At 71.9% G+C, this 12,558-nt stretch carries 12 protein-coding genes and 1 pseudogene; 8 read left to right on the top strand and 5 right to left on the bottom strand.

Features of this window, described 5'->3' with window-relative positions; all coding sequences use genetic code 11:
* Positions 1 to 29: 29 nt before the first annotated feature.
* On the bottom strand, positions 30 to 371 hold the full coding sequence (locus tag ABT123_RS30950; protein WP_351320685.1) for a DUF952 domain-containing protein: 342 nt from the start codon (positions 369 to 371) through the stop codon (positions 30 to 32).
* Positions 372 to 447: 76 nt separating this feature from the next.
* Between ABT123_RS30950 and ABT123_RS30945 the strand changes: the two genes are divergently transcribed.
* The 5 genes from ABT123_RS30945 to der all read left to right on the top strand — a co-directional run bounded on the left by ABT123_RS30945 (position 448) and on the right by der (position 5,238).
* The gene (locus tag ABT123_RS30945; RefSeq protein WP_502971102.1) at positions 448 to 957 is read left to right on the top strand and encodes a YidB family protein; all 510 of its coding nucleotides are present in this window, start codon (positions 448 to 450) and stop codon (positions 955 to 957) included.
* A 174-nt stretch (positions 958 to 1,131) separates the two neighbouring features.
* Positions 1,132 to 2,220, top strand: a complete 1,089-nt coding sequence (locus ABT123_RS30940; RefSeq protein ID WP_351320681.1) for a prephenate dehydrogenase — start codon at positions 1,132 to 1,134, stop codon at positions 2,218 to 2,220.
* Between the two features lie 130 nt (positions 2,221 to 2,350).
* A complete protein-coding gene (cmk, locus tag ABT123_RS30935) occupies positions 2,351 to 3,061 on the top strand; it encodes a (d)CMP kinase (protein ID WP_351320679.1) in 711 nt (236 codons plus the stop codon).
* Complete coding sequence (locus tag ABT123_RS30930; RefSeq protein WP_351320677.1) at positions 3,058 to 3,705, top strand: lysophospholipid acyltransferase family protein; 648 nt, start codon at positions 3,058 to 3,060, stop codon at positions 3,703 to 3,705. The genes cmk and ABT123_RS30930 overlap by 4 nt, the downstream gene beginning before the upstream one ends.
* A 78-nt stretch (positions 3,706 to 3,783) precedes the next feature.
* A complete protein-coding gene (gene der / locus ABT123_RS30925; protein WP_351320675.1) occupies positions 3,784 to 5,238 on the top strand; it encodes a ribosome biogenesis GTPase Der in 1,455 nt (484 codons plus the stop codon).
* 12 nt (positions 5,239 to 5,250) lie between these two features.
* On the opposite strand, the gene ABT123_RS30920 is transcribed toward der, so the two are convergent.
* A complete protein-coding gene (locus tag ABT123_RS30920; protein WP_351320673.1) occupies positions 5,251 to 5,604 on the bottom strand; it encodes a hypothetical protein in 354 nt (117 codons plus the stop codon).
* A 167-nt stretch (positions 5,605 to 5,771) separates the two neighbouring features.
* Positions 5,772 to 6,572, bottom strand: coding sequence for a DUF8842 C-terminal domain-containing protein (locus tag ABT123_RS30915; RefSeq protein WP_502971101.1), 801 nt, complete (start codon positions 6,570 to 6,572; stop codon positions 5,772 to 5,774).
* Between the two features lie 294 nt (positions 6,573 to 6,866).
* On the opposite strand from ABT123_RS30915, the gene ABT123_RS30910 reads away from it, so the two are divergent.
* From ABT123_RS30910 to ABT123_RS30900, 3 genes are all read left to right on the top strand, one after another.
* On the top strand, positions 6,867 to 7,610 hold the full coding sequence (locus ABT123_RS30910; RefSeq protein WP_351320671.1) for a LysM peptidoglycan-binding domain-containing protein: 744 nt from the start codon (positions 6,867 to 6,869) through the stop codon (positions 7,608 to 7,610).
* Between the two features lie 73 nt (positions 7,611 to 7,683).
* On the top strand, positions 7,684 to 8,199 hold the full coding sequence (locus ABT123_RS30905) for an MTB12 C-terminal domain-containing protein (protein WP_351320669.1): 516 nt from the start codon (positions 7,684 to 7,686) through the stop codon (positions 8,197 to 8,199).
* Positions 8,200 to 8,326: 127 nt separating this feature from the next.
* A complete protein-coding gene (locus tag ABT123_RS30900) occupies positions 8,327 to 9,409 on the top strand; it encodes a helix-turn-helix transcriptional regulator (RefSeq protein WP_351320667.1) in 1,083 nt (360 codons plus the stop codon).
* Here ABT123_RS30900 and ctaD read toward each other — a convergent pair.
* Together ctaD and ABT123_RS30890 are read right to left on the bottom strand one after the other, a co-directional pair.
* A pseudogene (gene ctaD / locus ABT123_RS30895) lies at positions 9,408 to 10,970 on the bottom strand (aa3-type cytochrome oxidase subunit I); the annotation flags it as partial. The gene ABT123_RS30900 and the pseudogene ctaD sit on opposite strands and share 2 nt — an antisense overlap.
* A 416-nt stretch (positions 10,971 to 11,386) precedes the next feature.
* Positions 11,387 to 12,361: a phosphatase PAP2 family protein gene (locus tag ABT123_RS30890; RefSeq protein ID WP_351320665.1), complete on the bottom strand. Its 975-nt coding sequence runs from the start codon at positions 12,359 to 12,361 to the stop codon at positions 11,387 to 11,389.
* Positions 12,362 to 12,558 lie beyond the last annotated feature (197 nt).

The raw sequence follows: 12,558 nt of genomic DNA, 5'->3' as shown, positions 1-12,558 counted from the left end.
CCGGCGCGCCGGGGCGGCCGGCCGCCGGCTCAGTCGCCCGGGTTCCAGGGGGCCAGCACCGCCGGGCTGCCCGGCGTACGGACGACCTCCCAGATCCGGGCCACGGCCGCCCGGTCGACCGGGCCGTGCAGGTGCGGGTAGCGGGCGCCGGATTCACCCTCCCGGCTGACCTCCGAGGTCAGGGCCCGCTCGTCGAGCTCCACGGCGAGCAGGGTGCCCGGCGTGTCGCGGTAGTGGGCGTCCGCGATCGCGAGGACGGTCGGGCGGTCCGCCGAACAGTGCACGAATCCCTCGGAGTCGAGGGAGGGCGGAGCGTAGGGCAGGTCCGGTTCCGCGGACCAGTCGGCGAGGGAAACGACATGGAAGATCATGCCGCTTGTTGTAGCGCACCCTGCCCCGGCGATCTCCGCCAAGTAGCGACATGAGGCGGTTTGGGGGAAATTGTCCGTGTCTCGAGCCGGGCAGGCCCCGGTGCCGCCCGGCCCCTCTTCGAAAGGCATGACCATGGCGGGAAATGACCTCGGCTCCCTTCTCGGAGGCCTCCTCGGCGGCGGCCAGAGCGGCGGAGGCGGCGGGGGCAACATCCTCGGTGCGCTGCTCGGCCAGCTGATGGGCGGCGCAGGCGGAGGAGCCGGCGGCGCCGCCGGTGCGCAGGCGGCGGCCGGGAACGGGAACCCGCTCGGCGGACTGCTGGACATGCTGAACAGGTCCGGCCTCGTCGACCAGGCCCAGTCCTGGGTCGGCACCGGCGAGAACCAGCCGGTCAGCGGCGCGCAGATCAAGGAGGCGCTGCCCGGCGACACCCTGCAGAAGGTCGCCGAAGAGGCCGGCGTCAGCCCCGACCAGGCCGCCGACCAGATCGCCCAGACCCTGCCGCAGGCCGTGGACAAGCTGACCCCCGACGGCCAGGTGCCCAGCGGTTCGCTCGAGGACATCATCCGGCAGCAGAAGCTCTGAGCCCCCGGACACCCCCCAGTCACCGGTGCCGATGACGTCACCGGGAACCGAGGACCCGGCCTCCGTCCCGAAGGGCGGGCGCCGGGTCCTTCCGGTCGTACGGGATGACTACCCTGAGTGGCATCCAGAGCACCGCCGCCCGGCGTGTGCCACCACCACCGAGGAGCGCCCCGAGTGAGAACCGCCGTCGTCATCGGAACCGGCCTGATCGGTACCTCCGCGGCGCTCGCCCTGGCCGGCCGGGGGATCACCGTCCACCTGGAGGACCACGACCCGTCCCAGGCCCGCACCGCCGCCGCACTCGGCGCCGGCACCGACGCACCGCCCGCCGGCCCGGTCGACCTCGCCGTCATCGCCGTGCCCCCGGCCCATGTGGCCGCCACCCTGGCCGAGGCCATCGGCCGCGGCCTGGCCCGCGCCTACGTGGACGTGGCCAGCGTCAAGGGCGGACCGCGGCGGGAGCTCGAAGCGCAGGGCGTGGACGTCTCCGCCTACATCGGTACACATCCGATGGCCGGCAAGGAGCAGTCCGGCCCGCTGGCCGCGACGGCCGACCTCTTCGAGGGCCGGCCCTGGGTGCTCACCCCCACCCGCGACACCGGCCACGAGGTGCTCAACCTCGCCCTGGAACTGGTCGCGCTGTGCCGGGCGGTCCCGGTGGTGATGGACGCCGACGCGCACGACAAGGCCGTCGCGCTGGTCTCGCACACCCCGCAGCTGGTGTCCTCCATGGTCGCGGCCCGGCTGGAGGAGGCCGACGAAACCGCCGTCCGGCTCTGCGGGCAGGGCATCAGGGACGTCACCCGGATCGCCGCCTCCGACCCCCGGATGTGGGTGGAGATCCTCTCCGCCAACCCGGGCCCGGTCGCCGACGTGCTGTCCGGCATCGCCGCCGACCTGGAGGAGACCGTGCAGGCGCTGCGCGGCCTGCAGTCGGCGGACGAGGCCAAGCGGCAGGACGGCGCGGCCGGCATCGAGGACGTGCTGCGCCGCGGCAACGCCGGCCGCGACCGGGTCCCCGGCAAGCACGGTGCCGCGCCCGCCGTGTACGAGACGGTGGCCGTGTTCATCAGCGACAAGCCGGGCGAGCTGGCCCGGATCTTCGCGGACGCCGGCCGGGCCGGGGTCAATGTCGAGGACGTCCGGATCGAGCACGCCACCGGCCAGCAGGCCGGCCTGGTGCAGCTGATGGTCGAGCCCCGGGCGGTGCCCGTGCTCACCGCCGAGCTGCGCGAACGGGGCTGGGCGCTGCGGCAGCAGTAGGGCCGCAGGAGCCGCCGCAGCGGGGCGGTCGCGGAGGCGGGGCCGACCACCGCTGCCGCCCGGTAACCTTGGAGAGGGGCGCTTTGGCGCGCCCGGACAACGTACGCGCAATCAGGAAGGTGCCCGCCCCGTGGAAACCGCCGCTCCGTCTGCTGTGATCGTCGCCATCGACGGTCCGTCCGGCACGGGCAAGTCCAGCACCTCCAAGGCCGTGGCCGCCAAGCTCGGGCTGCGCTACCTGGACACCGGGGCCCAGTACCGGGCGATCACCTGGTGGATGATCGGCAACGGGGTGGACGTCGACGACCCGCACGCCGTGGCGGTCGCCGCGGGCAAGCCGACCATCGTGTCCGGCACCGACCCGGCCGCGCCCACCATCACCGTGGACGGCCTCGACGCCTCCGGCCCCATCCGCACCCAGGAGGTCACCTCCAAGGTGAGCGCCGTGAGTGCCGTACCCGAAGTCCGCACCCTCATCACCGAGCTCCAGCGCACCATCGCCGCCGGGACGGACGGCGGGATCGTGGTCGAGGGCCGGGACATCGGCACCACCGTGCTGCCCGACGCCGACCTGAAGATCTTCCTGACCGCCTCCCCGGAGGCCCGCGCGGCCCGCCGCAGCGGCGAGCTCAAGGGCAAGGAGGCCGCCGACCTGGCGGCCACTCGGGAAGCCCTCGTCAAGCGGGACGCCGCCGACTCCGGCCGGAAGACCTCCCCGCTGGCCAAGGCCGGGGACGCCGTCGAGGTCGACACCACCGAGCTCACCCTGGACCAGGTCATCGAGTGCGTGGTGACCCTCGTCGAGGAGAAGCGGGCGGAGAAGCAGGCGGCGGCCGGATGACCGAAACGCCCTCCCTCAAGGGTGCGGCGATCGGGCGGCGGATCGGCATCGGGCTCATGTACGGGCTGTGGAAGCCCCGCGTGCTCGGCGCCTGGAAGGTGCCGGCCGCCGGGCCGGTCATACTTGCGGTGAACCACTCCCACAACATCGACGGCCCCATGCTCATGGGGACCGCGCCCCGGCCCGTGCACTTCCTGATCAAAAAGGAAGCGTTCGTGGGACCGCTCGGCCCCTTCCTCGAAGGGATCGGGCAGGTCAAGGTCGACCGGACCGGCACCGACCGGACCGCCGTCACCCGCGCCCTCGGCGTGCTGGCGGACGGCGGGGTCCTCGGGATATTTCCCGAGGGCACCCGGGGCGAGGGCGACTTCGCCTCGCTGCGGGCCGGCCTCGCCTACTTCGCCGTACGCTCCGGGGCCGCCATCGTCCCGGTCGCCGTACTGGGCAGCAGCGAACGCCCCGGCCGGCTGGTCAGGGCGCTGCCGCCGCTCAAGAGCCGTATGGACATCGTCTTCGGCGATGCCTTCCAGGCCGGGGACGGCAGCGGGCGACGGACCCGCACCGCCCTGGACGAGGCCACCGTACGGATCCAGGACCGTCTGACCGCCCACCTGGCGGACGCCAGGCGCCTCACCGGGCGCTAGGCCAGACTTGAACCAGTAGTGGACCGGCGCAGCCGCGCGGGTGCCACCGATCACCACGAACGACGAGGAACGGACTTCATGAACGACCAGCACGACCACGGAGCGCTTGGCGACGCCGAGTACGCGGAGTTCATGGAGCTCGCGGCGGAAGAGGGCTTCGACATCGAGGACGTCGAGGGCGCCATCGAGGAGGCGGGCCACGGCCCGCTCCCCGTCCTCGCCGTCGTCGGCCGGCCGAACGTCGGCAAGTCGACCCTGGTGAACCGGATCATCGGCCGTCGTGAGGCGGTCGTCGAGGACAAGCCCGGCGTCACCCGGGACCGCGTGACCTACGAGGCCGAATGGGCCGGCCGCCGCTTCAAGGTGGTCGACACCGGCGGCTGGGAGCAGGACGTCCTCGGGATCGACGCCTCCGTCGCCGCCCAGGCCGAGTTCGCCATCGAGGCCGCCGACGCCGTGGTCTTCGTGGTGGACGCCAAGGTCGGCGCCACCGACACCGACGAGGCCGTCGTCCGGCTGCTGCGCCGGGCCGGCAAGCCGGTCGTGCTGTGCGCCAACAAGGTCGACGGCCAGTCCGGCGAGTCCGACGCCTCCATGCTGTGGTCTCTGGGCCTCGGCGAGCCCTTCCCGGTCTCGGCGCTGCACGGCCGCGGCACCGGCGACCTGCTGGACCAGGTCCTCACCTCGCTGCCCGAGGCCCCCGCGCAGACCTTCGGCGGGACCGCGCTCGGCGGCCCGCGCCGGATCGCCCTCATCGGCCGTCCGAACGTCGGCAAGTCCTCGCTGCTCAACAAGGTCGCGAAGGAGGAGCGGGTCGTCGTCAACGAGCTGGCCGGCACCACCCGCGACCCGGTCGACGAGCTGATCGAGCTGGGCGGGGTCACCTGGAAGTTCGTGGACACCGCGGGCATCCGCAAGAAGGTCCACCTCCAGCAGGGCGCCGACTACTACGCCTCGCTGCGCACGGCCGCCGCCGTGGAGAAGGCGGAGGTCGCGGTCATCCTGATCGACACCACCGAGAGCATCAGTGTCCAGGACCAGCGCATCATCACCATGGCGGTCGAGGCCGGCCGCGCGATCGTGATCGCCTACAACAAGTGGGACGAGCTCGACGAGGAGCGCCGCTACTACCTCGAGCGCGAGATCGAGACCGAGATGCAGCAGGTGGCCTGGGCGCCCCGGGTGAACGTCTCGGCGCTCACCGGCCGCCACATGGAGAAGCTGGTCCCGGCCATCGAGACGGCGCTGGCGGGGTGGGAGACCCGCGTCCCGACCGGCCGGCTGAACGCCTTCCTCGGTGAGATCGTCGCCGCCCACCCGCACCCGATCCGCGGCGGCAAGCAGCCGCGCATCCTGTTCGGCACCCAGGCGGGCACCAAGCCGCCGCGGTTCGTGCTGTTCGCCTCCGGCTTCCTGGAGCACGGCTACCGCCGCTTCGTGGAGCGCCGCCTGCGCGAGGAGTTCGGTTTTGAAGGCACCCCGATCCATATGTCGGTGCGGGTGCGCGAGAAGCGCGGCGCCAAGAAGAAGTAGCTGCGCGGGGGTTCAGTAGCCCCGGCGCGGAGCGGGCGGCAGGGCCGCCGGGATGTGGTGCATCCCGGTCTGGTGCTGCCGCCCGTTGCCGTATCCGGTGGTGCCGGCTGTGCCGGCGTAGGTCGGCTGGGGGGTGTAGGAGGCGGGCCAGGGCTCGGTCTGCCATGCGGAACCGTTCCAGCCGCCGACTCCGCTGTGGCCGCTGCCGTACGGGCTCTGCTGGCCGGCGGAGGAGCCGTACCCGAACGCCGTGAACCCGATGTCCTCCTCGCCCGTCCGGTCGTACGGCAGGGTCCGGAAGGCCAGCAGGTACTCCGAATACAGCGCGTCGTAGATCGGGGTCTGCGAGGCGCTGTGCGTCCGCATCGGGGGGATGTGGGGGTCGTATGAATGCACGTATCTGCCAACGAACCCGAGGCGCTGCGGATGCGGGCGGGCGGCAGAAACAGGCCAAGAAAACGCCCAAAAACACAGATCGCCGGGGGTGTGTGGACGAAACCACACACCCCCGGCGCACGCCGTGCCCCGAACCGTCAGGTGCCGGCGAGGGGCATGGAGGCGGACACCAGCTTCCCGGCGGCTGCGGCCTTGTCCAGCGCGTCGCGGAGCAGGTCTTCGCGGGGCTGCTGGCCGATGGAGCCGACCGGGGCAGCGTAGATCAGGACGCGCTGGGTGCGGTTGACGGCGGCCCGCCAGCCGTCGGTGACGGACAGCGCCTGGTGGGCCTGCCACCAGGCGACCTGGCCGCTGCCCGGGCTACCCGGCTGCAGTACGGCGTGCAGCTGGCCGGCCGCCAGCAGGACCGACCAGCCCGCCAGCGGGGAGGGCAGGTCGGCGGTGTTGGTGACCGGGATGAAGCCCTGCTCGATCAGCAGCGGCAGGAAGTCGTCTCCGGGGCCGGTGGTGCCGGGACGGGCGATGGGGGCGGTCGGCTCCACCACCAGGGCGGGGTGCAGCTCACCGCCGATCAGCACCAGCCCGCTGGTGATGCCGAGGACGGCCTGGCCGCCCGGCACCGCCGGCGGGGTGCCGTTGGCGGCGGCGGACGTGCCGGGCGAGTCACCGGTGATGGAGGCGACCGCTCCCTGGAGCTGCTCCTCGGACACGGTCACGACCTGGGAGGGGATGCAGGTCGCGTGGGCGAAGGCGAGGACGGCGGTCTCCTCGCCCACGAACAGCACGGTGCTGGTGCGTTCGCGCTCGGAGTTGCCCGGGGTGCGGCAGGAGGTGCAGTCGTAACTGCCCGGCGCGTTGTCGCCGGCGAGCAGCAGGTCGGCTTCTTCGTCGCCGATCTCGGCGCGTACGTCATCACTGACGTCGAGCATGCGCGGCACGGAGTGACTCCTCGGATAGGCGTGCGCGGCCGGGTGGTTCCCGGCCCGCCGGGCTCAACGGGGGATCGGTGGCCGGGGTAACGCCGGATGAGGGAACGGAATCGAACCGGGCCCCCGAAGGGATGAATGCGCCATGGCGTGTTTTCGTTAAGGTCAACTCCTGGCTGCTTGTGGCGGGTTGATGGCCTTACCTGCCCGTTTCGGTGGGCGCCCGGACGGGTGGAGTACGGTCGGAGCCGGCGGTGGGCCGCGCGGCGGGCCGACGGCCCGCGGCGCGCTGCGTAGCGTGACCCGATGCCCCACCTCCGGATCCGGCGGGCCGTGCAGGCGACCCTCGCCGCGCTGGTGCTCGCCCTGGCGCCCCTGCCGTACTCCCCGGCGGGGTCTCCGGCGGGGGCGGCACCGCCACCGCCGCCGGCGCCCGGTCCGGCCGGATCGGCGGCGGTGGGCTCGCCCGGGGTGATCGGCACCGGGCCGGGGGACTGCGGGCCGGGCCGGCTGTGGCCGTGGGACTGCGTGGCGGACTGCGAGTCCGGCGGCCGGTGGAACATCAACACCGGCAACGGCTTCTACGGCGGACTGCAGTTCCTGCAGCCCACCTGGGAGGACCACGGCGGCCTGCAGTTCGCTGCGCGGGCCGACCTGGCGACCCGGCCGCAGCAGATCCGGGTGGCGGAGGAACTCCTCGGCACGCAGGGGTGGGAGGCCTGGCCGGAATGCTCGAGGCGGTACGGACTGGCCGGCCGGGTGCACGTGGTGCGGCCGGGGGACACCCTGGTGTCGGTCGCCCGCAAGCACCGGGTCAGCGGCGGCTGGCAGGCGCTGTACGCGGCGAACCGACCGGGTATCGGCCCCCGCCCGGATTCCCTCGAGGTGGGCACCTACCTGGCACTACCCCCGTCGGCCCCGGCCGTTCCGCCATCGGATCCGGTGCCACAGCCGCCCCCGCGGCCGGAGCCGTCGCCGGCTGAGGCCATTCAGCCCGTAGCGGCGGCACCTCCGGGGCAACGCGGGGCGACGCGCGCGGTGGATTCTTGAAACCGGGGGACACCGGTGCACACCCTGGCCGCATCGGGCCGGACGGCCCGGTCCGACACCGGTGGTGAGCCACATGCACCTGGGCAGACCCGCGCGTACGGCAGCCTGGGCGGCGGCCGGGCTGCTGCTCCTCCTCGTACCCGCCGCGGCGGGCTGTTCCTCCGACGGGGGCGGGGGCGGGGACGGTGGCGGGCGTACCGCGGCGAGCAGCCCGGCCGCCACCGCCGCCGGGCCCGCCGACCCCGCCCGGGCCCGGGCCGAGATCGAGAAGAACTGGGAGACCTTCTTCGCCGCCGAGACCCCGGCCGCGAAGCGGGCCGAGGTGCTGGAGAACGGCGACGCGATGGCTCCGTTGCTGTCCGGGCTCAGCGCCGACTCCCTCCCCGCCAAGCCCTCCGCCCGGGTGACCGAGGTGGCCTTCACCTCGCCCACCGAAGCCCGGGTGACGTACGACCTGCTCGTCGGCAGCACCCCGGTGCTGCCCGGCATCAAGGGCACGGCCATCCTGCAGGACGGGGTCTGGAAGGTGTCGACCAGGACCGTCTGCGAGCTGGTCGCCCTCAGCGGCAATTCCGCACCGGGCTGCTGACACGGCCGGCCTGCTCACCCGGGCGTGTGTCGAACGCGTTCCGCAGTGTGCCGGGCCGCCTGCCCCTCCGTCCCGCGCCGGCGGGACGGGCCGCGGAGCAGTCGGACCGCGCTGGCAGACTCTGGGCATGCTGGAGACCTCCGCACGACTGCTGCGCCTGCTGTCCCTGTTGCAGGCCCACCGCGAATGGACCGGGGCCGATCTCGCGCAGCGCCTCGGCGTGACCCCGCGTACGGTCCGCCGGGATGTGGACCGGCTGCGCGAGCTCGGCTATCCCGTCAACGCCAGCCCGGGCACCGGCGGCGGCTACTCGCTGGGCGCGGGCGCCGAGCTGCCCCCGCTGCTGCTCGACGACGACGAGGCGGTGGCCGTCGCGGTGGGGCTGCGCACCGCAGCCGGCAACGGGGTGGAGGGGATCGGCGAGGCGTCCGTACGGGCGCTGGCCAAGCTGGAACAGGTACTGCCGGGGCGGCTGCGGCGGCGGGTGTCCACCCTCAACGAGTTCACCGTGCCCATGCTGCGCGGGCCGCAGCGCTCCACGGTCGACGCCTCCGTCCTCACCGAGCTGGCCGCCGTCTGCCGGGACAGCGAGCGGCTCCGGTTCGGATACCGGGACCACGAGGGCGCGGTCACCCGGCGGACCGTGGAGCCGCACCGGCTGGTGTGCAGCGAGCGCCGCTGGTATCTGGTCGGCTGGGATGTGGACCGGGCCGACTGGCGGACCTTCCGGGCCGACCGGATCGAGCCGAGACCGCCGCACGGCCCGCGCTTCACCCCGCGTACCCCGCCGGCCGAGGACCTGGCCGCCTATGTGTCGAAGGGGGTCTCGCAGCGGGCGTACGCCGCCCGGGCGGTGATCCGGCTGCATGTGTCGGCCGAGGAGGCGGGGCAGGAGATCTCCCCGTCGGCCGGGTCGCTGGAGCCGGTGGACGCGCACACCTGCCTGCTGCACACCGGGGCGGCGAGCCTGGACGTGCTGGTCATCCATGTGCTGCTGATGGGCTTCGAGTTCGAGGTGGTGGAGCCGCCGGAACTGGCCGAGCGGATCAGGGACGCCCGGGATCTGCTGATCCGGGCAGCTCACCGGTCTGCGGAGGCTGCGGATGTTGCGGATGCTGCGGAGGCCGGATCAGGAGCTGCTGCTCCGCGTACTGCGGGTGGTGCAGGTCGAAGGCCGGGGACTCGGAGCGGATCCGGGGCAGCGAGGTGAAGTTGTGGCGGGGCGGCGGGCAGCTTGTCGCCCACTCCAGGGAGCGCCCGTAGCCCCACGGGTCGTCCACTTCCACCTTCACGCCGTACCGGTGGGTCTTCCAGACGTTGTAGAGGAACGGCAGCGTGGACAGGCCGAGGAGGAAGGCGCCGATGGTGGAGATCGTGTTGAGCAGGGTGAAGCCGTCGGCCGCCAGGTAGTCGGCATACCGGCGCGGCATGCCCTCGGCGCCCAGCCAGTGCTGCACCAGGAAGGTGGTGTGGAAGCCGATGAAGAGGGTCCAGAAATGGATCTTGCCGAGCCGTTCGTCGAGCAGCTTGCCGGTGAACTTGGGCCACCAGAAGGAGAAGCCGGCGAAGGTCGCGAAGACCACCGTGCCGAACACCGTGTAGTGGAAGTGCGCGACCACGAAGTACGAGTCGGTGACCTGGAAGTCCATCGGCGGGGAGGCCAGGATCACCCCGGTGAGCCCGCCGAGCAGGAAGCTGACCAGGAAGCCGACGGACCACAGCATCGGGGTCTCGAAGGACAGTGATCCCTTCAGCATGGTGCCGGTCCAGTTGAAGAACTTCACCCCGGTCGGCACCGCGATCAGGAAGGACAGCAGGGAGAAGAAGGGCAGCAGCACCGCGCCGGTGGCGAACATGTGGTGCGCCCACACCACCACCGACAGCCCGGTGATCGCCATGGTCGCGGCGACCAGGGTCACGTACCCGAAGATCGGCTTGCGCGAGAAGACCGGCAGGATCTCGGTGATGATCCCGAAGAACGGCAGCGCGATGATGTAGACCTCGGGGTGCCCGAAGAACCAGAACAGGTGCTGCCACAGCAGGGCTCCGCCCCATTGGGGCTGGAAGACCACCGAACCGAACCGGCGGTCGGCCTCCAGGACGAGCAGCGAGGCGGCGAGCACCGGGAACGCGAACAGCACCAGGACCGAGGTGAGGAGCACGTTCCAGGTGAAGATCGGCATCCGGAACATGGTCATGCCGGGCGCCCGCATGCCGATGATCGTGGTGACGAAGTTGACCGCGCCGAGGATGGTGCCGAAGCCGGACAGTGCCAGGCCCATGATCCACATGTCGGCGCCGATGCCGGGGGACCGTTGCAGGCTGTTGAGCGGGGCGTAGGCGGTCCAGCCGAAGCTCGCCGGGCCGGTGGGGGTGAGGAGCGACCCCAGCACGATCAGCCCGCCGAACAGGAACAGCCAGTACGACAGCATGTTCAGCCGGGGGAAGGCCACGTCCGGGGAGCCGATCTGGAGCGGCATGATCTCGTTGGCGAAGCCGGCGAAGGTGGGGGTGGCGAAGAGCAGCAGCATGATCGTGCCGTGCAGGGTGAAGGCCTGGTTGAACTGGTCGTTGGAGATCAGCTGCTGCCCGGGCCGGGCCAGCTCGGCGCGCATCAGCAGGGCCATCAGACCGGCCGCGAGGAAGAATCCGAACGAGGTGACCAGGTAGAGGTGGCCGATCTTCTTGTGATCGGTGGTGGTCAGCCAGTCGACCAGCAGTCGGCCCCGATGCCGGACCGGGGGAGTGGCCGTCTCTGTCGCCGTTGCCATCGCACGATGCTCGCAGTCAGCTCCGGGCAACGGGGCGGGGACGCGCCAGTGAAGAACAAGTGAGGGTTCGGAGTGGGTTGCGGAGGCGGGGTCCTAAGGCGGCTGTAAGGGCGGCTCGAAGGAGGCCCGAAGGAGGCCTGACGGGAATCCCGTGACGGGAATTCAGGCGACCCGGGAAGGAATGCAAAAAAGTGTCTGCGTCGGGCGTGTCGCGCGCTGGAAAACAATTCGAGGGGCGCTCGAATCCGTTGTCACCGCTGCCGCAGCTCGGTCAAAGAGTTGTCGACATTCCGTGACCTAAGCGTGACCCGATTCGGCTGAAAGTATGGGCGTGACGCTGACGCGGGGCCGGACGCGCCGGGGTGGGGTGTGCGTACCGGCCCCGGCGCGGGGTGTCTCGATGTTGTCGGGGGCCGTCAGCCGCCGGCCACCGGCCGGGCCGCGGAATTGCGGGCGGCCCGCTCGGCGTGGGCGGGGCGGCGGCTGCCGGCCGGGGTGAGCGGGGTGCGCTCGGACCGGATGATGTGCGGCCGGACCGTGAGGTGCGCGGTGGGCCGGGGCGCGGGGGAGTGGGCGGCCGTCCGGGCGCCGACCGGGACGGGGGCCGTCGCCGGAGCCGGGGTCTGCCCTGCCGACCGGCCGCGGAGCAGCGTCCGCAGCTCGAAGACCAGGGCCTCCATACGGGCGATGAGCGGCTCGAACCAGGGCAGGGCGAGCAGGATCAGCAGGCCCGCGGCCCAGCCGAGCAGCACGTCGCTGACCCAGTGGGTGCCCAGGTAGACCGTGGTGGCACCGACGCTCAGCGCGACCACGGCGGACAGCACCGACAGGTTCCGCCGGGTGCGCACCGTGGACGCCAGGTAGGCGAGGATGCCCCAGGTCACCACGGCGTTGGCGGTGTGACCGGAAGGGAATATATCGCCGCCGGCGAAGAGTTCGGCGGATCCGATCTGGGTGGCGTAGTGCGGACCGAGCCGGCCCAGACCGAGCTTCACGGCGCCCACGGTGACGTTGAGCAGCAGCACCGCGACGCCGAGGGTGAGCAGCGGGCGCAGGGTGTGCTGCCGCCAGGAGCGCCAGCCGAGCCAGGCGGCGACCATGACCGCGGTGGGTCCGCGCTGGCCGAGCACGACCAGGTAGTCGAGGAAGGCGTGCAGCTCCGGCCACTGCTCGTAGGGCCGCCAGAACATGACCTGCCAGTCCAGCCGGACCAGCCAGGAAGTGGTCAGGACGGCCACCACGATGGCCAGATAGAACACGAGGGTCGAAGCGAAGAGCACCACACGGTGCCGGCTCATCTGCGGCGTCTGCAGATGAGCCGGTCGTTCGGGTTCACGGTCCAGGCGGGCGAACAGCCGCTCCAGACGGGTGAATGATGGGTCGGTACGCACTCAATCGACGTTACCGCGCGCGCGTGGGCCACCCGGTCGAATCACGGGGTTTGTGATGACCATGTGATGTGGAGTAGGTCTCAGTCGGAGCTTTATTCCGGGTAATCCGGCATTGCCTTCGGTGAAGTCGTCCCACCACGTTCGGCAATTGCTCCGAATCCTTACCCGCGCTTTATGGCGATGTGTCAATTCGCCGC

It is taken from the genome of Streptomyces sp. NPDC002054 (assembly GCF_040296685.1).
Lineage (GTDB): Bacteria > Actinomycetota > Actinomycetes > Streptomycetales > Streptomycetaceae > Streptomyces.
Note: the sequence above shows the minus strand (reverse complement) of the source record. Positions and strands in the feature narration are given on the sequence as shown.

Coding starts and splice junctions, on each gene's coding strand:
- ABT123_RS30950 (WP_351320685.1), bottom strand. CDS start 371: ATGATCTTCCATGTCGTTTCCCTCGCCGACTGGTCCGCGGAACCGGAC.
- ABT123_RS30930 (WP_351320677.1), top strand. CDS start 3,058: ATGACCGAAACGCCCTCCCTCAAGGGTGCGGCGATCGGGCGGCGGATC.
- der (WP_351320675.1), top strand. CDS start 3,784: ATGAACGACCAGCACGACCACGGAGCGCTTGGCGACGCCGAGTACGCG.
- ABT123_RS30920 (WP_351320673.1), bottom strand. CDS start 5,604: ATGCGGACGCACAGCGCCTCGCAGACCCCGATCTACGACGCGCTGTAT.
- ABT123_RS30910 (WP_351320671.1), top strand. CDS start 6,867: ATGCCCCACCTCCGGATCCGGCGGGCCGTGCAGGCGACCCTCGCCGCG.
- ABT123_RS30905 (WP_351320669.1), top strand. CDS start 7,684: ATGCACCTGGGCAGACCCGCGCGTACGGCAGCCTGGGCGGCGGCCGGG.
- ABT123_RS30900 (WP_351320667.1), top strand. CDS start 8,327: ATGCTGGAGACCTCCGCACGACTGCTGCGCCTGCTGTCCCTGTTGCAG.